Below are 24348 nucleotides of genomic sequence, written 5' to 3'. Positions count from 1 at the left end.
AGGCCAACGTAGGAGGAAAATAATGGACGTTAATGAGTTATTAGGGATCGACCCTAATGATCCGGTTGAAAAGCTGGCTCAGGAACTCGTTGAACAGGACCAGGAAATGCTCTCTGGGTTAGTCAGTCTCCGTCAGAAGACTATGACTCAGGACGAATTGGCTGAAAGGCTCGGTGTAGACAAGTCCGCTGTCGTTGCTTTTGAACGCTACGACGCTGATCCCCGGCTATCAACGGTCCGGCGGTATGCCTTTGCTCTCCGGGCGCGTATCCGCCATACGGTTACGAAGCCTATGTCTGCTGATGAGTCACGGGTTGCTCAGTTCGTCCAGGCTTCCATGTGGGAGGCTTCCCAGGAGCATTTTTCGGCGGGCGCTGCTTCGGCGATTCACGTGCACCTCATTAGGGCGACGGCCTCCGAAGAGTCGCAGAATGCCTTGCACGTAGACCTACTTAGGAACCGGAAGCGGGAGTGGAGCAAATTATGACCAAAGGCTTGGGCTTTAGCTTTGTTGATCCGCGCGTGTTCGACGCCCATGTGTCCAAGCACACCACAACCGATGAGTACCATGATTTTTGGCGCGTCACTGTGGGTCCCAAGGAAGAAGACGGAGAGCGTATCGTCATAGCCACGTTCCATGCGGGCAATGAGGAAGTCGAAGTCACGCTAACGGTAGGTGCAGCTTTCTTTTCCTTGAATGACGAAGGCCTTGAAGGTGATGAGCTTTCGGCCACTATCGGAGATTCAATGGCCTTAGAAACACTCTATGATGTGGTTCGATTTCAGGCCCGGACGTTGCTTGGAATGGTCGATGAAGTACTTGAGATCCCGGCAGCCGCCCCAGACCCTGTGGTCAAAGTTATGTCCTTGGAAGACGCCTCTGACGATGAGTCGCTGGTAACCGGGGTGGCAGATACACCCGTACAAGAATTATCCTAATCCGGCTTAGGACAAGTGCATCCAAATACTTTCCAGAAGCCCCGCGAACTCCGGTTCCGGGGCTTCTGTTGAACCCGAGGTGATCATGTGCACGCGAACTAGCGTATGAAATATCAAACCGTCATTCTGCTCTGACTACGGATCAGAAGGTTGGGGGTTCGAATCCCTTCGCGCGCACCACTTGGACCCGGTCCGATCAGGAGAACTGATCGGGCCGGGTTTTTTGCTGTCTCTGGCTACCCGCTCCTGCCCTACGTAGGGTGGTCGGTAAGCAACCGGGCCGGCAGTCTGCGCCGGAAGGCCTTTCCCGCAGCGGCCGGACCCCTAAGGACGCCGGCATGCCCAGTCCGAATAGCACGCAGTTACCCTCGGTACTCATAGATCTGGTGCTGGAGAGCCCGGACGTACAGGATTTCCTCAACCGGTCAGCAGTCCTGGCCTCCCGCGAATTCTCCGGCCCGGACGGCCCCGTCTCCTGCGCCGTGACGCTTCTGCATAAATCCCGGCCCCGTGTCGTGGCCAGCAGCAGCGAGGAGGCCAGGCACCTGGATGAGATCCAGTATTCCTACGGCGACGGCCCCTGCCTCACCGCAGCACGCAGCGGCACAACCGTCCTGGTGAAGGATCTGGCCGCCGAGCAGCGCTGGCCGGACTACACCAGCGAGGTAACACGTCACGGCCTGCGCTCCGTCCTCGCCGTGCCCATTGCCCTGTCCGGCGACTACCTCAGCGCCCTGAACCTGTACGCAGACCGCGAAAACGCCTTCCCCGACGCCACGGTGCAGGCGGCTGAGAGTTTTGCCCGGCATGCTGCGGCAGCCGTACGGCTGGCTATCCGCATTACCGACACAGCCGCAAGGGCAGAGGACCTTGTGGCCGCCATGCGTTCCCGCACCAGCATCGATATTGCCATCGGCATCATCATGGGACAGAGCCGCTGCTCCCAGCAGCAGGCCTTCGATGTACTGCGTGCGGCCTCCAGCCACCGCAACATGAAACTGCGCGAGGTCGCCGAATCCGTGGTGGCCTCGGTGAACGGTCGGCCCGCGGAAACGTATTTCGACGGGTAGGACAAGCTACCCGTTGCCCCGCTCCCGCCGCGGTGCAAGGCTCATGTCCATGACTGAGACTCTGCAGACCGACGTAGTGGTGATTGGCGCAGGTGCCGTGGGAGAGAATGCAGCAGACCGCATTGTCCGCGGCGGGTTGGCCGCCGTCCTGGTGGAAGCGGCCCTGGTGGGCGGCGAATGCTCCTACTGGGCCTGCATGCCCTCCAAGGCGCTCCTGCGGCCCGGCACGGCGTTGAAGGAGGCACAGTCGCTGGCGGGTTCCCGTGAGGCGGTCACCGGCACGCTGGACGCCGCCGCCGTCCTGGAGCGCCGGAACTCGTTCACCTCCAACTGGGATGATGCCGGGCAGGCCGAGTGGGTCGCCGGCGCCGGCATCGAACTGGTCCGCGGCCGGGCACGGCTTACGGGAGAACGCGACGTGGAAGTGGCCGCCAACGACGGCCGGACCCTGCGCATTTCCGCGCGGCACGCCGTCGTCCTCGCCACCGGCTCCACCCCGTCCGTTCCGCCGATCGAGGGCCTGGACACCACTGAGTACTGGGGCACCCGGGATGCCACCTCCGCCACCGGGATTCCCGGCCGCCTCGTCGTCATCGGCGGCGGGGTGTCCGGCGTCGAACTGGCGCAGGCCTACGCGCGCCTGGGCTCGAAGGTAACCCTGCTGGCCCGGCACGACATCCTGGGTTCCTTCCCCGAACCGGTACGTGCGCTGGTGCGGGAAGGACTCGAGGCCGACGGCGTCGACGTACGCACCTCCGCCTCCCCCACGTCCGTGCGGAAGTCCGACGACGGCGGCGTGGAAGTATCGCTCGAGGGCGGCGACACCGTGAGCGGAGATCGGCTGCTGGTTTCCACCGGGCGCCGTCCTGCCTTGGACGGGCTGGGCCTTGAGGAAATCGGCCTGGCCCCGAAGGCACTGGACACCGATGACTCCGGCCGGGTGGCGGGCGTCGACGGCGGGTGGCTGTACGCCGTGGGGGACGCCGCGGGGAAAGTGCTGCTCACCCATCAGGGCAAATACGAGGCTCGGGCAACCGGCGACGTGATTGCCGCGCGGGCAAAGCAGGAACCAGGCAGCGCGGAACCTGCTGCCTGGAGCCGGTACACGGCAACTGCGGACCATTACGCCGTGCCGCAGGTGGTGTTTACCGACCCGGAAGCAGCGATGGTCGGGCGGACGCTCGAGCAGGCCCGGGCGGACGGCGTGAACGCCTCGGAAACATCGCTGGAAATCGCCGTCGCCGGCTCCTCGCTGTATGCGGACAACTACCGCGGCTGGGCTCAGATGGTGGTGGACGAGGACCGGCGAGTGCTGGTCGGGGTGACCTTCGTCGGACCGGGCGTCTCGGAACTGCTGCAGGCGGCAACGATTGCCATCACCGGCGAGGTGCCGCTGGACCGGCTCTGGCATGCCGTGCCCGCCTACCCCACCATCAGCGAGGTATGGCTCAGGCTGTTGGAAAAGTACGGGCTCTGACTTCATGCCGGTTCTGCTGTGGCAGACCTCTCCGCGCTCTCATTTGAACTGACTAGTCAGTTTCCCGTAGGTTTGCAGATGCGCCTCTGTAGCGTGCCAAGGCGCACAGCGACCCTAAGGACCCAAGGCGAAGACCATGCTCAGTGCGGAATCCCTCTTTATGAAGGGGCGCCACAGTGCCCTCCTCCCTCCAACAACCCTCGAGGCGGATACCGGCGGGCTGCTCCTGGTCTCCGGCGATGACCAGTCCACCCGTACTGCCCTCGCCCTGGTGCTTGCGGGCAGGATGCGCCCCACCGCCGGCAACCTCGCATGGGGGCACAATGCGCGGTTGGAGCATCTGCGCCGACACGCGGCACTGATCGATTCGCCGGAGGTCAACGAACCCGAACGGCATTTCCGCGTGCGGGACCTGGTCGCCGAAGACCTGGCGCTGATCCCCCGCCGGAACCGGCCGCGGGAAAAAGCCGCCGACTGGCTGTCCGACGAAGGCCTCTCGGATCTGTCTCCCCGGTGGGTCGAGGAGCTGGCGCCGGACATCCGGCTGGATCTGCTGACCCGGCTGGCGCTGGCGGATGTCGACGTGGAACTGCTGGTCTTTGACTCTCCTGACCGCCACGGCGCCGATCCGGAGGCCTGGCTGCCCGTGCTCACCGGCAGCGTGTCCTCACCCACACGCCTGGTGACCGCCGTTGCGGTGGTGGCGCAGATCCCGCCGGACTGGACCGGTCCCACTGCTGCTGCGGGGGCCTCCGCGGACACCAACGCAGCCTCGAGCACCGCCACCGCCGAGGAGGTCTCCGCATGACCGCCTTCCGCCTGGCACTCAGCGAGCTTCGCCGCATGACCAGCGGCACCCTGCCGAAGCTGGCCATCCTTGCCCTCTCGCTGGTCCCCCTGCTCTACGGCGCCGTCTACCTGTATGCCAACTGGGATCCCTACGGAAACCTCGACGGCGTCAAGGCCGCCCTAGTGGTCGACGACGACGGGGCCGACACCGCTGACGGCCGGCTCGACGTCGGCGCCACGGTCCGCGAAAACCTGGTGGAGGACGGGACCTTCGACTGGAAGATGGTGGACAGTGCCGCTGCCGCGGAGCGCGGGGTGAAGGACGGCACCTATGAATTTGCCCTGACCATTCCCGGGGACTTTTCCGCGAACCTGGCCTCGGCGTCTGATCCGGCGACCGCCCGGAAGGCGACCCTGCATGTCACCACCAATGAAGCGAACAACTACCTGCTCAGCAGCATCGTGGACAAGCTGACCTCTTCCGTCCATGACACCGTGGCGGCGGAAGTCGGCGAGGAAACCGCCAACCAGCTGCTGACCGGCTTCAGCACAGTGCACGGCGAGCTGGAACGGGCCGCCGACGGCGCCGGGCAGCTCGCCGATGGTGCAGCGTCCGCGGATTCCGGGGCCGCCGAGCTCGCCACCGGGCTGGGGACCCTGTCCGACGGAGCGCAGGCATTGGTCTCCGGGCAGGAACAGCTGGCTGCCGGAGCCAACCAGCTGTCGACGGGCGCCGGGGAGCTGTCCGCGGGAGCGAACCAGTTGTCCTCAGGTGCGGCCGAGCTTTCCTCGGGCCTGGGACAGCTCTCCTCCGCCACGGCACAGCTGCCGCAGCAGACACAGCAGCTGGCAGACGGCGCCCGGCAGGTGGCCGCCGGAACGGCCGGAGTGGAATCGGCTGTAACAGCTTCGGCCGATGCAGCCCGGCAGGGTGTCACCGATGCCGTGACGCGGCTGGTGCAGCGGGGTGTGCTGACGCAGGAGCAGGCCGCAGCCCTGCAGCAGGAGCTTGCCGGAACCCCCGCCGGAACCGGCGGGCTCGAGCAATTGAAGGCGCTCTCCGACGGGGCTGCAGCGGTCTCGGCAGGTGCGGACCAACTGGCAGGCAGCGCCCCGCAGCTCACCTCGGGCATCAGCGCTGCGAACGACGGCGCTTCCCGGCTTTCCGCCGGCGCAGCGGACCTGTCCACCGGTGCCGCCGAGCTCTCCTCGGGGGCCGGCGGGCTGGCGGGCGGTGAGCAACAGGCCCTGGACGGCACCCGGGAGCTGGCGGCAGGAGTCGACGCCGCCGCCGCCGGTGCGGGCAGCCTCCAGGACGGGGTGGGGCAGCTTCGCGACGGGTCTGCCGAACTGGCCCTGCAGCTGAATGACGGTGCGGGTGAAATCCCCAACCCGAACGACGAGGAACGGGCCAACGGCTCCGCGGTAATTGCCGATCCGCTGACCGTCAGCACGGTGGACCAGGCCGAGGCAGGCAGCTACGGTGCGGGACTGGCTCCCTATTTCCTGACGCTGGCCATGTGGGTGGGTATCTTCATGCTGGCGCAGGCTATGCGCCCCATCAGCCGTCGGGCGCTGGCCTCCAATGCCCCGGGCTGGAAGATTGCCCTGGGCGGCTGGCTGCCGTTCCTCGGTGTCTCGCTGGTCCAGGCGACCCTGCTGTATGCAGTGGTGCGGTTCGGGCTTGGTCTGGACCCCGTCCACCCGGTGCTGGCCTGGGGGTTGCTGCTGATGGCTTCCATGGCGTTCTCGGCGTTGATCCAGGGCATCGTGGCGCTGCTGGGTTCGGTCGGCAAGTTCGTGGTGCTGGTGCTGCTGGTGCTGCAGCTGGTCTCCTCGGGCGGCACTTTCCCGTGGCAGACCATCCCGGCGCCCCTGCATCTGGCCCACGACGTGCTGCCGATGGGCTACACGGTGACCGGGCTGCGGCAGCTGCTGTACGGAGGGGACCTAACGCAGGTCACTGCCGTCGCCGTCGGGCTGCTGGCCTACACCGCCGTCGGACTGCTGCTCTCCCTGCTGGCTGCCCGGCGGCACCGGCTGTGGACCCTGAAGACGCTGCAGCCGGAAATCAGCATTTAGGCCCGGCGCACCACGAAGTCGGTGATGCGGGCGTCGCGTCCGTCCAGCTCGGCCCACGGCAGCGCGTGTTCCATGACGGTGAGGCCCGACGTCGGATAGCGGGTGGCCATTTCCATGACGGCTTCTTCATCCGAGTCCGCCGAGGCCAGGCGCATGGCCAGGTCCTGGACGCCGGGGAGGTGGGCGATTACCAGCAGGCTGGTGACCGTTTCCGGCACGTGGTTGATGAGGCTGAGGATCCGCTCCGGCGTCGCCATGTAGAGACCGTCTTCGAGCTTGGCAGTGGGCGCCTTATCCCCTAGTTCCTTGCAGACCCAGGTGCATGTCTGCCGCGCGCGCAGGGCTGACGAGCAGAGGATGAAGTCGGGAATGCTGCCGTGCTCGCGCATCCACTGCCCGGCCAGGGGTGCGTCCCGGTGTCCGCGCCCGGAGAGCGGGCGCTCGTGGTCTGCAACGTCGCGGGGCCAGTCCGCCTTGGCGTGGCGAAGGAGCTGGAGTTTCTTGAGGTGGTGGCCGGTCATTTGCCAAGTTTAGCCGCGGACGGAGCCCCCGCTCCGTCCGCGGCTGCGGTCCTAAGGACCGCGGCTGGCAGCTAGATGCTGTATTCCGGTGCGGCCCAGACAACAACCTCGGGGTGCTCGTAGAAGCGGTACCCCTGCCCGCGGACCGTGCGGACGGTGTTGGCCAGCCGGCCCAGCTTGGACCGCAGACGCCGGATATGGACGTCGATGGTGCGTTCGTTCGGCACCTCTTCGGCATTGCGCCACAGGCCAGCCAACAGCTCTTCACGCCCAACGGTCCTGCTGGCGTTCTCCACCAGGTAGTTCAGGAGCTCGAATTCCTTGAAGGTCAGGTTCAGCGTGTCCCCGTCGAGGTGCACCTCGCGTCGGGACAGGTCAATCAGGACTCCGGAGGGCCGGATAGCTGCCGGAACCGGGGGTGCCGGAACCTGCTGCGGGGCCGGCTGCCGCCGGACCGTGGGGTCCCCGAGCGCCTGCCGGACGACGTCGATATCCGAACCGGTGGCTCCGGCAGGGGCAAGCGCCACGGCTGCGTGGCTTTGGGCGCCGGGCACCAGGGTCTGCACGTAGGCCCGGATTTCCTGCGCCAGCTTGCTCAGCGACGTGCCGTTGGCCGCGGCGGCTTCTTCATCGAGGCCGACATAAATAACGAATCCACGGGCAGCCGTGTCATTGCTGACCGGCTGCGGCCCGGGAATACCGTTCGGAGTGACCACCGACATGGGGGCGGTCATGGGGCTGGCATCCTGGCCCGGAACTGCGCGGAGCGGACGGACTCCGGCGCCGCCGGGGGCCGGGACGCCATAGGACTGGTTCCCAAACGGCTGCGCGCCGTATGAGCCGGGGAAACCGCCGACGGCGGCCTGGCGCTGGGAACCTGATCCGGCGCGGTTCTGCGCATTGCGCAGGGAGATGTGGACGTAACCGGATGCTACTGACATGTGGGACCTCATCGTGACTTGACGTCATCACGGCTCGATTGCTGGGGGTGTGCCCGGTCGAGACGGCGCCTATTATGCCCATAGTTGGGCCTGAGTCTTACCTCGGGATGGGGGTGGTTCCAGAGGTATGCATTCGACAACAACCAGTTTCCTTCGCGGCCCGGAGGCCGCTCGGGAAGCCTGTGACTGCTGCTGCCGTGTTGGTGTTCACACTCCGGATTATTGCATGTCACAAAGGGATTCACGCAAGTAACAAAGGGTTGGTTGTCTCACATAGTGGACGTTATGGGTCGTTTTGTGACGTAGTTCACAAAAAGACACAATGAATAGCTATGCATAAATATGTATAAGACCTAAATCTATTCCGCACCACTTCGCGGCGCTGTTCAGCCATATCGAACGGAGCTTAGAAAAAAGGCACCCACTCCGCAAGCAAGCTTACGAAGCAGGTGCCGTCAAGCATCGAAGCTATTGTCCACATAGTGGACAGGGCTTCGGAGCTTTTTCACTGGCGGAAGAGCCCCGTCGCAGGCGGCCCTTCGGATGAGGTGGTTAGACGACGCCGTAAAGCCGGTCGCCGGCGTCGCCCAGGCCGGGAACAATGTAGGCGTTCTCATCGAGGCGCTCGTCGATCGAGGCGAGGACCACGGTGACGTTCGCGTCCTGGAGTTCCTCCTGGAGCACCGCGAGGCCTTCCGGGGCAGCCAGCAGGCAGATGCAGATGACTTCCGCGGCACCGCGCTGGAACATGAACTTGATGGCTTCGCGCAGGGTTCCGCCGGTGGCCAGCATCGGGTCCAGGACGAAGACCTGGCGGCCGGTGAGGTCATCCGGAAGACGCTCAGCGTAGGTGATGGCTTCCAGGGTTTCTTCATTCCGGGCCATACCCAGGAATCCGACCTCGGCCGTGGGGACCAGGCGGGTCATGCCTTCGAGCATGCCGAGGCCGGCGCGCAGGATGGGAACCACCAGCGGGGTCGGCTTGACCAGGCCCGTGCCGACGGCGGAGGTGACGGGAGTCTCGATCGGAACCGGCTCCACACGGACGGTTCGGGTGGCTTCATAGGCCAGCAGGGTGACCAGCTCTTCCGTCAGCTGACGGAAGATCGGTGACGGGGTGTCCTTGTCGCGGAGAACGGTGAGTTTGTGGGCAACGAGGGGGTGATCCACTACAAGTACGCGCATGCTTCAAAACTACCATTGCGCCCTGCCTCTCTCCGCGTTCGCCCGTGCGCGCGCGAATGGGAGACGATGGCAGGCATGGAGTCCCTTTCCCGAACACACGAAACCTGGATGGACCTTGCCCTGGTCGAAGCCCGCAAGGCGCTGGAGACAGGCGACGTGCCGATCGGCGCCGTCGTACTGGGTCCCGACGGCGAGGTGCTGGGTACCGGGCGCAACGAGCGTGAGGCGACCGGGGACCCGACCGGCCACGCCGAGGTGCTGGCCATCCGGAAGGCGGCTGCCGTCGTCGGGGAATGGCGGCTGGAAGGCTGCACCTTGGTGGTGACGCTCGAACCGTGCGCCATGTGTGCCGGGGCGATTGTCCTGGCGCGGGTGCCGAAGGTGGTGTTCGGGGCCTGGGATGAGAAGGCCGGGGCCTCCGGTTCTGTGTTCGACATCCTGCGGGAGCGTCGCCTGAATCACTGGGTCGAGGTGTTTCCCGGCGTGCGCGAGGAGGAATCGGCGCGCCTGCTGAGGGACTTCTTCGGCTCAAAGCGCAACTCCTAGCGTTCCGCCCGCTTCGGTTTCTACGTAGGCTTACTAATTCCGGAACGCGACAACTAAAGGAGTTTCCGTTATGGGATCAGAGCAGGATGGACGGGACACCGTCGTCAAGATTCTTGAAAAGGCCCGAATCGCCACGCTGACCACGGTGGACCTGCAGGGAAACCTGGTCAGCCGGCCGCTGCAGCTGCAGGAGGCGGATTCAGACGGCAACCTGTGGTTCTTTACTCCGGACCCCTCCCCCAAGGCCGACGAGGTCCGTGCGAACCCGCACGTGAACGTGGCCATCAATGATTCCGAAGGCTTCCTCTCCATCAGCGGCACTGCGACGCTGACAAAGGATCCGGGCAAGATTTCCTCCCTGTGGAAGACCTCGGTGGAGGCCTGGTTCGAGCAGGGCCGTGAAGACCCGTCGGTGGCGCTGCTCAAGGTGGACTCGCATACCGCCGAATACTGGGCATCAGACGAGCCGAAGATCGCCAGCCTGTTCAAGATCGGCAAGGCTGCGGCCACCGGCGGCACTCCCGATATCGGCAAGAACGACGTCGTCGACCTCTAGTCCCAACTGCTCCCCCAGGCCCTGACGGGACTGCTTTTGGGTGTTGGGCCTTCAACCCGGTAAGGTTGACGCGTTGGTGACGTGTCCGAGCGGCCGAAGGTGCAACACTCGAAATGTTGTTTGGTGTAAAAGCCAACGTGGGTTCAAATCCCACCGTCACCGCCAATGAAAACCCCCGGGAAACCGGGGGTTTTCTGCATTCTCGGGGTCTTCGTGGTGCATCTATCAGGTGTAGAAGAACCGCACGGCGTGAAAGAAGACCGGTGCCGCAAAGCAGAGCGAGTCCAGGCGGTCCATGATGCCGCCGTGACCGGGGATGGTGGAGCCGAAGTCCTTGATGCCGCGGTCGCGCTTGATGGCGGACATCACCAGCCCGCCGGCGAAACCCATCACGCAGGAGATGAATGCCAGGAGCGCGGCCATCAACGGGGTGAACGGTGTGACCCACCATAGGGCAGCCCCCAGGGCGGTGGCCGAAAGCACTCCCCCGATGAATCCTTCCCAGGTCTTATTGGGACTCACGCTCGGCGCGATCGGGTGCTTCCCGAGCGTCTTGCCCCACACGTACTGCAGCACATCGGAGCCCTGCACCACGATCAGCAGGAACAGCAGCAGATGCGCGCCGGTAGCCCCACCAGTCCCAGGCGCCGAGCCTTCGGCCGCATCTCGGCCTGCCTCCATGGCGAACGGAAGCTGCAGGAGCGCCGGGGCGTAACTGATGGCGTAGACGCAGACCATCAGCGCCCACTGAATGGCCGCGGTTCGCTGCAGGAACCCGGTGGTCTGCCCGGCGAGTGCATTGCGCGCCGGCAGGAAGAGGAAGGCGTACACCGGGATGAACACGCTGAACATGCCATACCAGTGCTCCCAAAGGAACCAGTAGTGCGCCGCGGGGATGATGAACACCAGCCACACGAGCACTTTGTGATCTCCGCGGCCGGTCGGTGAGATGGTGATGAACTCGCGCAGTGCCAGGAGTGACAGCAGCAGGAACAGCACAATCGTCACAGTCTCGCCGGCTGCCAGGACCGCGCCTATCAGTGCGACCATCAACCACCAGGCGTTGATGCGCTGCTTCAGGTTTCTGATGGTGCTCGTGATGCCCAACCGGCGGCCCAGGAGCCACGCGATCACGGTGGCTAAAACCAGAACAAGGACGACGCCGCCGAGGAGTTTCAGCGACGTCGAGTCCAGCAAACCCAGTTCCCAGTCGCTCACAGGTTGTCCTTCCGGGCCTGGCTACGAGGGTCCGAGACGTCGTCGTCCTGTCCAGGGGTATCTGTGGATTGCGGGCCTTGGTGCTTAGCCAGGCCTTCCACGAGAACCTGCCGGGCGCGAGCCAGGAACGCCTGCCTGTCCTCATCGGGATCTAGCTGCAGCGGCTCGCAGAAGATGACAGTCGAGAGGTGAGGCACCGGGATCACCGCACCTTTGGGGAGGATCCGTCCGAGGTTGGCGAGCGTCACGGGGACCACAGGTACCTCCGGGTGGAGACGAGCGAGTTTGTACAGTCCGCCGTGGAACTGGGCGATCGTATCGCCGTCGCCGCGGGTGCCCTCAGGGAAGATAATCAGCGAATCACCGGCGGCCAGCACCTCAGCCATGCCCTCCACCTGGCCCTTGGGGCTGACCCCCGAGTCCGATGTGCGCTGCCGGCGGCTGCTGGCGCCGTGGCGTTCGACCAAATAGGCGTTGAAGATCTGTTCGGCAAAAGCCTTACGCACCCCGGAGCCCCAGTAGTCCTTGGCGGCCACCGGGCGGGCGCGTTGCTGAAGCTCTGCCGGCAGTGCGGCCCAAATGGTGAGGAAGTCCAGATGGCTGGAATGGTTCGCGTAATAGATGGCCTGCTCGGGTAGATCCAGTTCTCCGGCTGCAGCCACTACGCGCGCACCGGCGAAGGCGCTGATAAGTTTCGCGAGGCTGCGCCGGGAGGCCCTGCCGACGTTCATGATGGCAAGTCCGTGCTGCGGGCACGCAGCGCAGCGCTGACACGGCGCAATCGGCGAGCACAGGTGAGCAGGGAGCCTAACGCGATGAGCGCCAGCGTGCCGAACAGCACCCACCCTTCCGACCAGGGAAGCCATGGTTCGGCGATGCCCACCAGGACGCCGATCATCAGCAACCACATGCGGTGCGGTTTGGCCAAGGGCCCGTCGAAGAAGTTTCCCGTGCCGAGGGATGCTCCGAGGCAGCGGATGTAGGCGGTGAGTACGGCGAGTATCGCCGCAAGGAATCCCAGCGTCACCCCGAAATCGACTCGGCCGGCGGTCACCAGCCCGGCGGTGGCGATGCCTGCTGCCCCCAGAAACAGCACGTCGGAGATTCGGTCAGGCAGTTCATTGTAGATATCGCCCACCGGTGAGCTCATACCCTTTTCCACGGCCAGCATTCCGTCGAGCATGTTCAACAACAAACGCAGCGGTATACAGGCAGCAGCCGCTGCCAGAAGGACAGCACGAATTATGGCGTCGTCGGTATATGCCGACCAGATCAGCACAGCGGCGCCCACTGCGGCGAACACCACTGAACCGACCGAGATCTGATTGGGGGTGAGTTTCGCCGCCGCAAGAATATCTGCAGATTTAGCCGCCCACCGGCTGCTGCGCTGCGGAATTTCCCGTCTGTCCGTTCCGTGGCTCATTTAGAGTGTCCGTTCATTTGGCCCTTTGTATTAGCTCATACGCTAGTGCGAGCCGAGCGGCGGAAATGGCAGCAACCCGCGATCAATCCCGTGGTTCCACTTCACCATTCATTAGAGTGTAAGCATGAGGCGCAAATCACCCTCCAGGAATGCCCTGCGGGACCACGGAATCGCCGGCGTCTGGGGCTTCGCAGAAGCGACGTTCTTCTTTGTGGTCCCCGATGTGTGGACATCCTGGGTGGGGCTGCGCCGACCGAAACGCGCGCTCGGCACGACGGTCTCAGCCCTCGGCGGCGCAATGGCCGGAGGGGCAGCGACTTACTGGTGGGGCCGCAAGGTAGCCGCAAACACGTCGCGTAAGGCGTTGGTGAAGATCCCGGCGGTCACGGATGCCATGATCAGCGAGGTGGAGCAGGAGATCGCCGAGTCCGGGGCCGCTTCTTTGCTGCGGGGTCCCACCCGCGGAGTCCCGTACAAGCTCTACGCGCGGGCAGCCGGGCTGCAGCGGACCTCGCTCGTGGGGTTTCTTGCCTGGACTGTGCCCGGACGCATGATCCGGTTCATCGTGGTGACATCGGCAGTATCGGGGATTGCCGCTGTGGGGCGCCGCAGGTTCCCCGGACTCTCTGAACGGAGCATCTCGACCGTGTTCTGGATCTGTTGGAGTGCGTTCTACGCGGTCTTCATTCCGCTGAAATCCCATCGAGGGCGAACCTCGGCCCAGCAATTTACCGTTACTTGATATTGGGCGGATCCCTTGAGCTTCACATCGGTAGCGACACCATCCGCGGGACTACCATAATCGCCAAAAGCAACAGCAGGATGGCGGGGATATATTAACCGAGCGGAACACCGCTTTTTCTGCGGTTATTGTCCATCCCTTTCGGCAGGGCCACCGTCGGTTTGCTCGGGCGGGTGATTCATTTCTTTGTCCTCAGTCTATTTCTTCAAAAGAGAAGACTTCAGACGTCATGTGCAGGCGAAGCCAGAGGGAGTTTTTGGAAGAAACCAGACCTGCCCCCGTCGCAGCTCCGGAGACTTCCCCGTTCCCACGAGCCCGTCCCCACGAAGCCCTGCCTGCCCGACTTGCCTTCATCCGGATCCGCCGTTTACCCTAAATTCCGAGGCCCAGCAGTGCGCCCCGGAACTCCTATTTTTTTGGAATCCTGTGGACCACAAACTGCGCCTACTCGTTCGGCTCGATGCCGACCCCTCCTCCGCTGTCCTTGAAGTAACGGGCAGCCTCCCGTCCGCCCGAGCGGCGAAGCCATGACTCTCTTCCGCTCCCGGCACGCTTCTGCCGTCTCCCTGTTGGACCTGCCGGCAGATCCCTTGGATACCCAGGCGCTGGCCGCTCTGCCCCAGGGGACTTTGCAAGGCCTGACAGACCGGGTCTACCGGCAACTCGATTCCGAGCATCCTTCCGCCTATGCGCTGGAGTGGTACAGCGCGCTGGCCCGCGAATGGGCGAGGCGGACGAGGTCCGGCGTCCGCCCGGAGGCTGTGACCCACCACGGCGGAACGGGGGATCGCGGTGAACCGTGAGGCCCCTTGCCGGGCGTGCCCTGCGCAGCGTCACTGAACAAGTCGCGAGGACCAGCACCGCCTCGGCGGGGGTACTTGGCCGGCAAATTGTGTCCCGGAGAGCCTTTGTAGGATGAAGCATGGACACCAACGAATCCCAGCCCACAATTGCCCAGCTGCGTGCACGGCAGACCGACCTCGTGCTCGCCCTGGCGACTGAGTCCCGCTCCGACCGCCTGCAGCAGTACAGCGATGAACTGGAGTTCCTCGTGAAGTACATCAAGGAACGCGAAGAAGCCGAGGCCGCCGCGTCGGACGCGCCCGCCTCTGGCACTACCCCCTCCCCCGCCGGAGACCCCGCTCCCCGGGCCGACGGCGTCGAGCAGCGTGAAGACGGCGTGGTGATTGAGCCGGGCTCCGATCTGGAGGCCGACGTCGACCGCGACAACCGCTAAGCCGGCACCAATCCGGACTCAGTCCTCCCAGAAGCGCCGGACGACGTCGGCGATCTCCTTGGCCTGCCGCCGGCCAGCCGCCACGGAGGGGCGACGGGTGGAATCCAGCAGCATGTTGGTGCCGAAGGCCTGCAAAGCCTGCGCGTCGGCTTCGATCAACAGCGGTTTTCCGTCCTTCCGGATCGTTTTCAGTGCCTGCGGCAGGGCGGGCCCGAAGGGGCTCTGCGGTGCCTCGAGGCCGCAGGAAACCACGAGTACCTTTCCAAAGCCGGCGGCGACGTCGGCATTGGTACCCGAACGCATACCCCCGTCCATGTAGACCCGCCCGTTGATGTGCACGGGCGGCCACACCGTCGGGACAGTGCAGCTGGCGGTAACCGCCAGGCCAAGGTCCACGCCGGAATCGCCGTCGAACACCTTGAAGCTGCCGTCTTCAGCGTCCACCACTGTGACGCCCATTGCCTTCTCCGGCCAGGCCGGGAAGGGAACCAGTGAACGGATGCTGTTCACCCACGCTTCCTCGGTCAGCTGCGTGTCCGCTTTCAGTGCCAGCTGGCCCAGCCGTGCGCGGGCGGCCTTCTCCCCGCCGCCGCCGAAACCGGCCGCGCTCATGAGGTTCATGAACCGCTCACCGTCGAATGCGTCCGGCTCCTGGTAATCCGGAGCACTGGCACCTTCCTCCGCCGTCTCCTGGGCGAGCGCCGCGGCCGGCACCTGCCCGAAGCGAAGCGCCGTTCCCACCACGGATCCGGCCGATGTACCGACAACGAGGTCCGCCTCATTCAGGTCGATGCCCTGGTCCAGCAGTTCCGCCAAGAGCCCGATCTCCCAGGCGATCCCGGCAACTCCGCCGCCGCCCAACACCACCGCACGCGATTCCAACACGTTGTAACCTCCTGGCCTGCGCCGTCGAAGTGCCCTTCCATGTCCCCGCAGTGTAAGCCCGGCGCCCGCCCGGTTACCGGACCTCGGCGGTTCCGGGCTTGAATGGTTGCATGGCATTAAAAGTTCTGATGGTGGGCCGCAAGCACGAGGACTGGGTGGTTGACGGGATCCGCCGGTACGAAAAGCGGTTGAAGAAACCCTTCGACCTGACCTGGGTCCCCATTCCGCATTCGGCCCGCGAAGGCGACGCCGCCCGGAAGGAAGAGTCCGAGCGGCTGCTGGCGAAGGTCGGATCCGACTACGTGATCCTGCTGGACGAGCGGGGCAAGGCCATCACCTCGCCGGCGCTGGCCCAGACGTTGCAGAGGCCGCTGGATTCCTCGCGCAACGTCACCCTGATCATCGGCGGGGCCTACGGCGTGGACCAGAGCGTCCACGACCGCGCCGACTTTGTCTGGTCCCTCTCACCCCTGGTTTTCCCCCACCAACTGGTCCGGCTGATCCTCGCGGAGCAGGTGTACCGGGCCCAGGAGATTGCCGGCGGACGCCCCTACCACCACGAATAGGACAGGGGACGACGGCGCCTGCCGCCGGAATTCCGCGTGCGCCCGGTTCTTCGGCTGCACGGTAAAGTAGGAGCAGTTTTTCAGCAGTCCGGCAGGCTCCGAGCCGGCCGGCGGGACCGGAAGGGAAGCATGCCCCAGCGCACCGATCCCTTCCGGCTGCTCCGCGCCGGAGTCGCCACCGCGGTCATTTTCGCGCTGGCCACAGGTGCGCACCTGGCCGGCGGCGGGATGCTCCCCGAACCGGTCCTCCTCATTGCCCTGGCGGCCTTCACCCTCGCCGGAGTCAGTATTACCGCCGGGCGACGGTTCCGGCCCGGCAGTCTCTTCCTGGTCCTCGGCGCCGCGCAGCTCGGGCTCCATGAAGCCTTTGGCCTCCTGACCTCCGGCGTCCAATGCCTGCCCGGTGCTTCCACCCACCACGGCGTTGCCGTGGTCTGTCCGGAGGCGGCGCCGCTGCCCGGGACCCAGGCCTCCCTCTCCGGTCTCCACGCGCTCCAGCACGACGCCGGCCCCGCGCTGTTCCTCGCGCACCTCGCCGCTGTGGCGCTGTCCGCGCTGGTGCTCGCCCGGGGCGAGGGCGCCCTGCACGCCACGGCGGCCTGGCTGCGGCCGCTGTTCACGCCGCCGGCCCCGGTGACGTTCCGGCCCGTCCGGCCGCCGGCGATTTCCGGTCCCGCCGCCGGAACCCCGCGCACCCGGTACTGCTCCGCGCGCCCGTTGCGCGGGCCGCCGTCGTACGCATTGGCCTAATTCCTTTTCTCTTACTTCCCGCCTCCAGCGCGGTTTTTTTGGCAATGCGCCACCGAAAGGCTCTTCCCATGCGTACCTCCTCCTCTGTCCTCCTTGCCGCCGGCGGCACCGCCGCCCTGATGGCGCTCGGCCTGGCCCCCGCGGCCGCCCACGTACATGTCACCCCCGACACCACCGGCGCGGGCGAGTCCGCCCTGCTGACCTTCGACCTCTCGCACGGCTGCGAGGGCTCCCCGACCACGGCCCTGACCTTCACCTTGCCGGACGAACTGGCGGAGGCCACCCCCACGGCCCACCCCGGCTGGGACATCAAGAAGGTCACCGAGGAGCTCGCGGAGCCGCGGACCCTGCCCAACGGCTCACAGGTCAGCTCGCGCACCAGCGAAATTATCTACACGGCCAAGGAACCGTTGGCCGACGGCGTCCGGGACACCATCACCCTCGGCGTCGACCTGCCCGACGCCGAAGGCACCACTCTGGCCTTCCCCGTGCTGCAGAGCTGCGAAAAGGGGGAAACGGATTGGTCCCAGGTTCCGGCCGACGGCCAGTCCGGCCACGACCTCGACTCCCCGGCGCCTACGGTCACCATCACCGAAGCGGACGACGACGATGATCACGCCGGCGACGAGCACGGCAGCGCCCACGGCGCCACGCCGGAAAGCGCCGATGACCGGGATGACGACGTCGAGGCCGCCGAAGTTGCCGGCTACGTTGGCCTGGGTGCCGGGCTGCTGGGCCTTGCGGCAGGTGTCACCGCCCTGATCCGCACGCGTGGCCGCAGCCGGGCCTAGCCCGCGGACCTGAGCGGGCGCCGGGCAGCCTGCTTCCGGCGCCCGTAACGGTTTTGCGTCATTCCGTCCCGCCGGGCGGGGCGGATTGACGCACCCCCGCCCGACGGGAAAGGTGAGAGCATGATCACCTTGGCACCTGCCTCCCCCGTCAAAAAGTCCTCCCCGTCCCGCAAGGCACTAGCCCTGGTGGCTTTGCTGACTCTCTCCGGTTCCGCGCTGGCCGGCTGCGGCGGCTCAGGGGACGACGGCGACGCGTCGGTGTCCCCTTCGGCGTCAGCCAGTGAGACCACGCCAGCTCCGTCCCCATCAACCGAATCTGCTTCTGCTCCGGCTTCCTCTCCGGCAACCGGAGGCGGGGCAGCTGCCGGCCCCGTTCCCTGCACCGCCGACATGCTTGCCGGCGCCGTGGAGAATGTTCCCGGCGGCGCCGGAGCGGACGGTATCTCCCGCGTCCTGGTGCTGACCAATGTCTCCGCCGACGGTACCTGCACCGTGGCCGGCTATCCGGGTGTCTCTTACCTCGACGCCGCCGGACAGCAGGTGGGCGCACCGGCCGCCCGGACCGAGGGCGCGGCCGCCGGCCCCGTCACGCTGGCACCCGGCCAGGCTGCGGCCGCCGAGCTGCGGGAAACCGTGGCGCAGAAGTACGGAAACTGCCAGGTACAGGAGACTGCGTCCCTGCTGGTCTATCCGCCGGAGGACACCGCGTCCCTGACTGTCCCCTACCCGTCCACGGGTTGCACCAACGCGGATATCGAGCTGATGCAAGTGGGTATCCTGCAGGCTCGCTGATTTTCGGCCTGCAGCCGAACCCCCGGTGGCAGCGGCCAAACTGTCACCGGGGTGGGGAAGAATAGTGCCATGACATCGGCATCTTCGGTGCTAGCCAAGTTCACCCCCGCCACCCGGGAATGGTTCGAGGGTGCCTTCACTGCGCCCACCCCGGCGCAGGTAGGAGCTTGGGATGCGATCTCCGAGCGGGCCAATGCGCTGGTGGTCGCTCCCACCGGGTCAGGCAAAACCCTGGCCGCGTTCCTCTGGGCGCTGGACAGCTTTATTGCCGGGGCCGCCGCTGCCGGCCCCGAAGGCCTGCCGCCCGCCGAACTGCCGCTTCCGGAACTGCCGGCATCCGCTCCCAAACCGGCGGGGCGGAAGCGCACCCGGGAACCCAAACGTAAAACCAAGGTCCTGTACATCTCCCCGTTGAAGGCCCTCGGCGTCGACGTGGAACGTAACCTCCGCTCGCCGTTGATCGGCATTACCCAGACGGCCAAACGGCTGGGCCTGCCGGCACCGTCCATCACCGTGGGCGTCCGGTCCGGGGACACCCCGCAGAATGAGCGGCGCGCCCTGCTCACGCGGCCGCCGGACATCCTCATCACCACGCCCGAATCCCTGTTCCTGATGCTCACATCCTCCGCCAGGGAGACCCTGGCCGAAGTGGAAACCGTGATCGTGGACGAGGTGCACGCCGTGGCTGGCACCAAACGCGGCGCCCACCTGGCCGTGACGCTGGCGCGGCTGGACGCCATGTTGGAAAAGCCCGTGCAGCGGATCGGGCTCTCCGCCACGGTGGAGCCGCACGAAACCGTGGCGCGTTTCCTGGGCGGCAACGCTCCGGTGCGGATCGTCGCGCCGCAGTCCCGGAAGAACTGGAACCTCACCGTCACCGTTCCGGTGGAGGACATGACGGATCTGGGCAACGCGCCTACCACTGAGGACACCGTGGAGGGTGGTTACGCTCCGCAGGCGAGCATCTGGCCGCATGTGGAGGAGAAGATTGTCGACCTTATCGAGGCCAACCGCTCCACCATCGTGTTCGCCAACTCCCGGCGCCTGGCCGAGCGCATCACGGCCCGCCTGAACGAGATCCATGCCTTCCGGCTGGAGGCTGCACAGGCGGCCACCGGAACGGACGGGATCCCGGCCCCGGCAGCACCTGCACGTCCACCGGCCCAGATCATGGCGCAGGCCGGGGTGTCCGTTCTGCGGCGTGAGGACCTCGCCGTCGAAGACGACACCCCCGTGCTCGCGCGGGCACACCACGGCTCGGTCTCCCGGGACCAGCGGGCCCTGATCGAAGACGACCTGAAATCCGGCCGGCTGCGCTGCGTGGTGGCCACCAGCTCGCTGGAGCTCGGCATCGACATGGGGGCCGTGGATCTGGTGGTGCAGGTCGAATCGCCGCCGTCGGTGGCCAGCGGCCTGCAGCGGGTGGGCCGGGCCGGGCACCAGGTGGGCGAAATCTCCCAGGGCGTGATGTTCCCCAAGCACCGCGGCGACCTGCTGAACTCGGCCGTCACCGCCGAACGGATGCTCGCCGGGCAGATCGAGCCCCTGGCCATACCGGCCAACCCGCTGGACATCCTCGCCCAGCAGACCGTGGCCGCCGCCGCACTGGGATCCATCGACGTGGAGGAATGGTTCGACGTCGTCCGCCAGTCCGCGCCCTTTGCCGGCCTGCCGCGCTCCGCGTTCGACGCCACCCTGGACCTGCTTTCCGGCCGCTACCCTTCGGACGAGTTCGCCGAGCTGCGGCCGCGGATTGTCTGGGACCGCACCGAAGGCACCATTACCGGCAGGCCCGGAGCGCAGCGCCTCGCCGTCACCTCGGGCGGCACCATCCCGGACCGCGGCCTCTTCGGCGTCTATCTGGTCGGCGATTCCGAAGGAAAGAACAGCCGCCGGGTCGGTGAACTTGACGAGGAAATGGTCTATGAATCCCGGGTCGGGGACATTTTCGCCCTGGGTGCCACGAGCTGGCGGATCGAAGACATCACCCATGACCGGGTGCTGGTCTCCCCCGCCTTCGGCCAGCCCGGCAAACTGCCGTTCTGGCGCGGGGACACCCTCGGCCGGCCGGTGGAACTGGGCCGTGCCCTGGGCGCCTTCGTCCGCGAGATGGCCGCCGCGGATGACACAGCGGCCAGGGAACGCCTGACCGCCGTCGGGCTGGATGACTGGGCCGCCGGCAACCTGATCAATTACCTGCGCGAGCAGCAGCAGGCCACCGATGTGGTGCCCAACGACCGGTCGCTGGTGGTGGAACGCTTCCACGACGAACTCGGGGACTGGCGGGTAGTCCTGCACAGCCCGTACGGTATGCCGGTCCATGCGCCCTGGGCACTCGCTGTCGGGGCGCGGCTGCACGCCCGGTACGGGCTGGACGGATCGGCCATGGCCTCCGACGACGGCATTGTGCTGCGCGTGCCGCTGATGGAGGACGAACCGCCCGGCGCCGAGCTGTTCCTGTTCGACCCCGAGGAACTCGATTCCATTGTCACCGCCGAGGTGGGCGGCTCCGCGTTGTTCGCCTCACGGTTCCGGGAGTGCGCGGCACGCGCGCTGCTGCTGCCGCGGCAGAACCCCTCCAAACGCACCCCGCTCTGGCAGCAGCGGCAGCGGTCGGCGCAGCTGCTGGATGTCGCCAAGAAGTACCCGACCTTCCCGATCCTGCTGGAAACGGTCCGCGAATGCCTGCAGGATGTCTATGACCTGCCGGCCCTGAAAGACATTGCCTCCGGCATTGAGCGGCGCGAGATCCGCTTGGTGGAAACCACCACTCCCTCGCCGTCGCCGTTCGCCCGCTCCATGCTCTTCGGCTACGTGGGCGCTTTCCTGTACGAGGGCGATTCGCCGCTGGCCGAACGCAAGGCCGCCGCCCTGTCCCTGGATCCCACGCTGCTCAATGAGCTGCTGGGCCGGGCCGAACTGCGCGAACTGCTGGATGCGCGGATCATCGCCCGGATCGAAAGCGAACTCCAGCGCCTGGCTCCGGACCGCCATGCCCGCGGACTGGAAGGCGTGGCGGACCTGCTGCGGCTGCTCGGTCCGCTCTCCGTTCCGGAGGTCGCCGCCCGCCTGCAGCCGGTGGAGCTTGCCGTTGACGAGACCGGGACCGCGGTGGAACCGGCTCCGGCCACCGCCACCTCGGAGGATGCCGAAGAGCTGCTGGAGCAGCTGGTCCGCGCCAACCGGGCCCTGAAAATCGGCATGGCCGGCAGCACCCGGTATGCGGCCATCGAAGACGCCGCCCGGCTGCGGGACGCCCTCGGTGTTCCGTTGCCGATGGGCGTGCCGCTGGCGTTTATCGAACCCGTTGCGGATCCGCTCGGTGACCTGGTGGGCCGGTATGCCCGGACCCACGGGCCCTTCACCGCCGCCGAAGCCGCCGCCCGGCTGGGCCTCGGCGTCGCCGTCGTCACCGGCACCCTGCAGCGCCTGGCCGGCGAGGGACGCGTCGCGGAGGGCGAATTCCGCCCCGCCGAAACCCTGCTGCTGGACGCGGCCGACGGCGTCGACTCCACTCCCCCGGCCACCGTCACCGTTCCCGGCTCTCCCGCCGGAACCGAATGGTGCGATGTCGAGGTGCTGCGGCGGCTGCGCCGCAGTTCGCTGGCGGCCCTGCGTTCCGAGGTGGAGCCGGTGGACCCGGCCACCTACGGGCGGTTCCTGCCGGTCTGGCAGAACGTGGGTTCGTCACTGCGCGGGCTCGACGGCGTGGCCACCGTGATCGACCAGCTTTCCGGCGTGCCGATTCCGGCTTCGGCCTGGGAACCGCTGATCCTGGGCTCCCGGGTGCGCGACTACGCCCCGGCCATGCTGGACGAGCTGACCGCCACGGGCGAAGTGGTGTGGTCCGGCAGCGGCTCCCTGCCGGGCAACGACGGCTGGATAGCCCTGCACCTGGCCGAAAACGCGCCGCTGACGCTCAACCCCTCCCCTGATTTCGAGCCGGGCGGCCTGCACCAGCGGCTGCTGGAACTGCTGGGCAACGGCGGCGCGTACTTCTTCCGCCAGCTCGGCGACGGTCTAGCGGCAGACGGCATGGCTGAAACGGATGCGAACATCATCTCCGCCCTCTGGGAACTCGTCTGGGCCGGGCGGATCAGCAATGACACTTTCACCCCGGTGCGGTCCCTGCTCTCCGGCGGGAAAACCGCCCATAAGCAACGGGCCGCCACCCCGCGTGCCCGCACCGCCCGGATGGGACGGCTGGGCCGGGCACCCGGGGCCTCTCTGACGGGCAGCTCCATGCGGCTGGCGGCCGGCGGCGCGTCCGCGCCCGCGCTCCGCAACGCTCCGCCGCTGGTCGCCGGGCGGTGGAGCATGCTCCCCGCGGTGGAAACCGACACCACGCTGCATGCCCACGCCACGGCCGAGCTGATGCTGGACCGCTACGGCGTGGTCACCCGCGGTTCCGTGGCCAGCGAAGGCACCCCGGGCGGCTTCGCCCTGCTCTATCGGGTGCTGGCCCGGCTGGAGGAGATGGGCAGGTGCCGGCGCGGTTACTTTATTGAGCAGCTCGGCGCCGCCCAGTTCGCGGTGCCGGCCACGGTGGACCGGCTGCGTTCCTTCTCCGAAGACGCGCAGTTGAAGCAGCCCGAACCGTCCGCCGTCGCACTGGCCGCCACCGATCCGGCGAACCCCTACGGTGCCGCCCTGCCCTGGCCGACCCTGGAGGGTGGACACCGGCCCGGCCGCAAAGCCGGTGCACTGGTGGTCCTGGTCGACGGCGAGCTGGCGTTATACGCCGAACGCGGCGGCAAGACACTCCTGACCTTCACCGAGGAGCCGGCTGTCTTGGAGCTTTCCGCTGCCGCGCTGGTGCGGATTATCCAACGAGGCGCGGCGGAGAAAATGGCCATCGAGAAGGTCAACGGGACGGATATCCTCGATACGGACGCTGCGCGGGCACTGACCGCTGCCGGTTTCTACACCACGCCGAAAGGGCTGCGCTACCGTGTCTGATGTGTTGGCCCCGTGCGTAGTCGAACCGGGGAGGAACCGTGCCTGAGGGCGATACCATCTGGCGGGCGGCGAGGGACCTCAATGCCGTCCTGGCCGGCAAAGAGCTCACCCGGTGCGATATCCGCGTCCCGAAATTCGCCGCCACCGATTTCACCGGCTCCGCCGTGCAGGACGTTGCGTCCCGCGGCAAGCATCTGCTGATCCGCGGCGGCGATCCCGTGGACGGCTGGATCCTCCACTCCCACCTGAAAATGGAGGGGCTTTGGCACGTTTACGCGCGCGGCGAGAAGTGGCGCCGGCCCGCGTTCAAGGCCCGCTGCATCCTCGAAACGGACACCCACCAGGTGGTCGGATTCGACCTCGGGTTCCTTCGGGTCCTGCCCCGGTCGGACGAGGACGACGCCGTCGGCTACCTCGGCCCGGACCTGCTGGGACCCGACTGGGACGCCGAAGAAGCGCTGCGCCGCCTCTCCGCCCAGCCGGACCGGCCCATCGGCCTGGCCCTGCTGGACCAGCGGAACCTCGCCGGGATCGGCAACATCTACCGGTGCGAGCTGTGCTTCCTGGCCGGCATCCACCCGCTGACCCCGGTCTCCGACGTCCCCGATCTGCCCCGCCTGGTGGACCTGTCCAAGCGGCTCCTGGAGGTCAACAAGGCCCGCTCCCGCCGGATCACCACCGGCGCCATGGGCCGGGACCAGCTCTGGGTCTATCGCCGGGAACGGCGGGGCTGCCTGCGCTGCGGCACCAAGGTGGCGCATGAGCTGCTCGGCGACAACGAGTTGGAAATGCGGGACCTGTACTACTGCCCGCACTGCCAGCCGTTTCCCTAAACACCTTCCCGCTCCCCGCCCCTCGGATGGCAGAATGCTGGGCAGC

At 66.6% G+C, this 24348-nt stretch carries 24 protein-coding genes and 2 tRNA genes; 19 read left to right on the top strand and 7 right to left on the bottom strand.

What is annotated here, in order from left to right; translation table 11 throughout:
* Positions 1–22: 22 nt before the first annotated feature.
* The 7 genes from N2K99_RS01915 to N2K99_RS01885 all read left to right on the top strand — a co-directional run bounded on the left by N2K99_RS01915 (position 23) and on the right by N2K99_RS01885 (position 6357).
* Positions 23–487 carry a helix-turn-helix domain-containing protein gene (locus N2K99_RS01915; protein WP_227934189.1) on the top strand — a complete coding sequence of 155 codons (465 nt, stop codon included), beginning with the start codon at positions 23–25 and terminating at the stop codon, positions 485–487.
* Complete coding sequence (locus N2K99_RS01910; RefSeq protein WP_260554707.1) at positions 484–939, top strand: hypothetical protein; 456 nt, start codon at positions 484–486, stop codon at positions 937–939. Before N2K99_RS01915 ends, N2K99_RS01910 begins: the two co-directional genes overlap by 4 nt.
* Before the next feature lie 89 nt (positions 940–1028).
* Positions 1029–1119: transfer RNA gene (locus N2K99_RS01905), tRNA-Arg, on the top strand.
* 158 nt (positions 1120–1277) lie between these two features.
* Positions 1278–2009, top strand: a complete 732-nt coding sequence (locus N2K99_RS01900; RefSeq protein WP_227923963.1) for a GAF and ANTAR domain-containing protein — start codon at positions 1278–1280, stop codon at positions 2007–2009.
* Positions 2010–2052: 43 nt separating this feature from the next.
* Positions 2053–3486: an NAD(P)/FAD-dependent oxidoreductase gene (locus tag N2K99_RS01895; protein WP_374200069.1), complete on the top strand. Its 1434-nt coding sequence runs from the start codon at positions 2053–2055 to the stop codon at positions 3484–3486.
* Positions 3487–3622: 136 nt separating this feature from the next.
* Positions 3623–4294, top strand: coding sequence for an ABC transporter ATP-binding protein (locus N2K99_RS01890; RefSeq protein WP_227934186.1), 672 nt, complete (start codon positions 3623–3625; stop codon positions 4292–4294).
* On the top strand, positions 4291–6357 hold the full coding sequence (locus tag N2K99_RS01885) for a YhgE/Pip domain-containing protein (protein WP_227934185.1): 2067 nt from the start codon (positions 4291–4293) through the stop codon (positions 6355–6357). The genes N2K99_RS01890 and N2K99_RS01885 overlap by 4 nt, the downstream gene beginning before the upstream one ends.
* Here the strand turns inward: N2K99_RS01885 and N2K99_RS01880 are convergent.
* The 3 genes from N2K99_RS01880 to upp all read right to left on the bottom strand — a co-directional run bounded on the left by N2K99_RS01880 (position 6354) and on the right by upp (position 9004).
* Positions 6354–6878 (bottom strand): histidine phosphatase family protein, encoded by a 525-nt coding sequence (locus N2K99_RS01880; protein ID WP_227923974.1) that lies wholly within the window; start codon positions 6876–6878, stop codon positions 6354–6356. The genes N2K99_RS01885 and N2K99_RS01880 overlap by 4 nt on opposite strands.
* Positions 6879–6949: 71 nt before the next feature.
* Positions 6950–7819, bottom strand: coding sequence for a winged helix-turn-helix domain-containing protein (locus N2K99_RS01875; RefSeq protein ID WP_227923977.1), 870 nt, complete (start codon positions 7817–7819; stop codon positions 6950–6952).
* Between the two features lie 552 nt (positions 7820–8371).
* A complete protein-coding gene (gene upp / locus N2K99_RS01870; RefSeq protein WP_227923979.1) occupies positions 8372–9004 on the bottom strand; it encodes a uracil phosphoribosyltransferase in 633 nt (210 codons plus the stop codon).
* Positions 9005–9079: 75 nt separating this feature from the next.
* On the opposite strand from upp, the gene tadA reads away from it, so the two are divergent.
* The 3 genes from tadA to N2K99_RS01855 all read left to right on the top strand — a co-directional run bounded on the left by tadA (position 9080) and on the right by N2K99_RS01855 (position 10271).
* Positions 9080–9550 (top strand): tRNA adenosine(34) deaminase TadA, encoded by a 471-nt coding sequence (gene tadA / locus N2K99_RS01865; RefSeq protein ID WP_227934184.1) that lies wholly within the window; start codon positions 9080–9082, stop codon positions 9548–9550.
* Positions 9551–9620: 70 nt separating this feature from the next.
* Positions 9621–10106, top strand: coding sequence for a pyridoxamine 5'-phosphate oxidase family protein (locus tag N2K99_RS01860; RefSeq protein WP_227923985.1), 486 nt, complete (start codon positions 9621–9623; stop codon positions 10104–10106).
* Between the two features lie 75 nt (positions 10107–10181).
* Positions 10182–10271: transfer RNA gene (locus N2K99_RS01855), tRNA-Ser, on the top strand.
* A 60-nt stretch (positions 10272–10331) separates the two neighbouring features.
* Here N2K99_RS01855 and N2K99_RS01850 read toward each other — a convergent pair.
* Genes N2K99_RS01850 through N2K99_RS01840 form a run of 3 tightly spaced genes read right to left on the bottom strand, consistent with a single transcriptional unit; the run spans position 10332 to position 12747 of the window.
* Positions 10332–11324: a phosphatidate cytidylyltransferase gene (locus tag N2K99_RS01850; protein WP_227923987.1), complete on the bottom strand. Its 993-nt coding sequence runs from the start codon at positions 11322–11324 to the stop codon at positions 10332–10334.
* On the bottom strand, positions 11321–12055 hold the full coding sequence (locus N2K99_RS01845; protein ID WP_227934183.1) for a 1-acyl-sn-glycerol-3-phosphate acyltransferase: 735 nt from the start codon (positions 12053–12055) through the stop codon (positions 11321–11323). The genes N2K99_RS01850 and N2K99_RS01845 overlap by 4 nt, the downstream gene beginning before the upstream one ends.
* On the bottom strand, positions 12052–12747 hold the full coding sequence (locus N2K99_RS01840) for a CDP-alcohol phosphatidyltransferase family protein (protein ID WP_227924002.1): 696 nt from the start codon (positions 12745–12747) through the stop codon (positions 12052–12054). The genes N2K99_RS01845 and N2K99_RS01840 overlap by 4 nt, the downstream gene beginning before the upstream one ends.
* Before the next feature lie 124 nt (positions 12748–12871).
* Here N2K99_RS01840 and N2K99_RS01835 point away from each other — a divergent pair, with 124 nt between their 5' ends.
* From N2K99_RS01835 to N2K99_RS01825, 3 genes are all read left to right on the top strand, one after another.
* A complete protein-coding gene (locus tag N2K99_RS01835) occupies positions 12872–13489 on the top strand; it encodes a hypothetical protein (RefSeq protein WP_227934182.1) in 618 nt (205 codons plus the stop codon).
* 527 nt (positions 13490–14016) lie between these two features.
* Positions 14017–14292 carry a hypothetical protein gene (locus tag N2K99_RS01830; protein WP_227934181.1) on the top strand — a complete coding sequence of 92 codons (276 nt, stop codon included), beginning with the start codon at positions 14017–14019 and terminating at the stop codon, positions 14290–14292.
* 119 nt (positions 14293–14411) lie between these two features.
* Positions 14412–14726 carry a hypothetical protein gene (locus tag N2K99_RS01825; protein WP_227934180.1) on the top strand — a complete coding sequence of 105 codons (315 nt, stop codon included), beginning with the start codon at positions 14412–14414 and terminating at the stop codon, positions 14724–14726.
* An 18-nt stretch (positions 14727–14744) separates the two neighbouring features.
* Here N2K99_RS01825 and N2K99_RS01820 read toward each other — a convergent pair whose 3' ends face one another.
* The gene (locus N2K99_RS01820) at positions 14745–15611 is read right to left on the bottom strand and encodes a patatin-like phospholipase family protein (protein ID WP_227934179.1); all 867 of its coding nucleotides are present in this window, start codon (positions 15609–15611) and stop codon (positions 14745–14747) included.
* 110 nt (positions 15612–15721) lie between these two features.
* On the opposite strand from N2K99_RS01820, the gene N2K99_RS01815 reads away from it, so the two are divergent.
* The 6 genes from N2K99_RS01815 (at position 15722) to N2K99_RS01790 (ending at position 24302) form a co-directional block, all read left to right on the top strand.
* A complete protein-coding gene (locus N2K99_RS01815; RefSeq protein ID WP_227934178.1) occupies positions 15722–16177 on the top strand; it encodes a 23S rRNA (pseudouridine(1915)-N(3))-methyltransferase RlmH in 456 nt (151 codons plus the stop codon).
* Between the two features lie 129 nt (positions 16178–16306).
* Positions 16307–16927, top strand: coding sequence for a hypothetical protein (locus N2K99_RS01810; protein ID WP_227934177.1), 621 nt, complete (start codon positions 16307–16309; stop codon positions 16925–16927).
* A gap of 68 nt (positions 16928–16995) precedes the next feature.
* The gene (locus N2K99_RS01805) at positions 16996–17718 is read left to right on the top strand and encodes a YcnI family protein (RefSeq protein WP_227934176.1); all 723 of its coding nucleotides are present in this window, start codon (positions 16996–16998) and stop codon (positions 17716–17718) included.
* A 120-nt stretch (positions 17719–17838) separates the two neighbouring features.
* Entirely contained in the window at positions 17839–18510 is a 672-nt protein-coding gene (locus tag N2K99_RS01800) for a DUF4232 domain-containing protein (RefSeq protein ID WP_227934175.1), read from the top strand.
* A gap of 69 nt (positions 18511–18579) precedes the next feature.
* Positions 18580–23469 carry an ATP-dependent helicase gene (locus N2K99_RS01795; protein ID WP_227934174.1) on the top strand — a complete coding sequence of 1630 codons (4890 nt, stop codon included), beginning with the start codon at positions 18580–18582 and terminating at the stop codon, positions 23467–23469.
* Between the two features lie 38 nt (positions 23470–23507).
* Positions 23508–24302 carry an Fpg/Nei family DNA glycosylase gene (locus N2K99_RS01790; protein WP_227934173.1) on the top strand — a complete coding sequence of 265 codons (795 nt, stop codon included), beginning with the start codon at positions 23508–23510 and terminating at the stop codon, positions 24300–24302.
* The last annotated feature ends 46 nt before the right edge of the window (positions 24303–24348 follow it).

The organism is Arthrobacter sp. zg-Y1110, assembly GCF_025244865.1.
In the GTDB taxonomy this organism is placed as follows: Bacteria; Actinomycetota; Actinomycetes; order Actinomycetales; family Micrococcaceae; genus Arthrobacter_B.
This window is presented reverse-complemented; position numbering and strand designations above follow the sequence as displayed.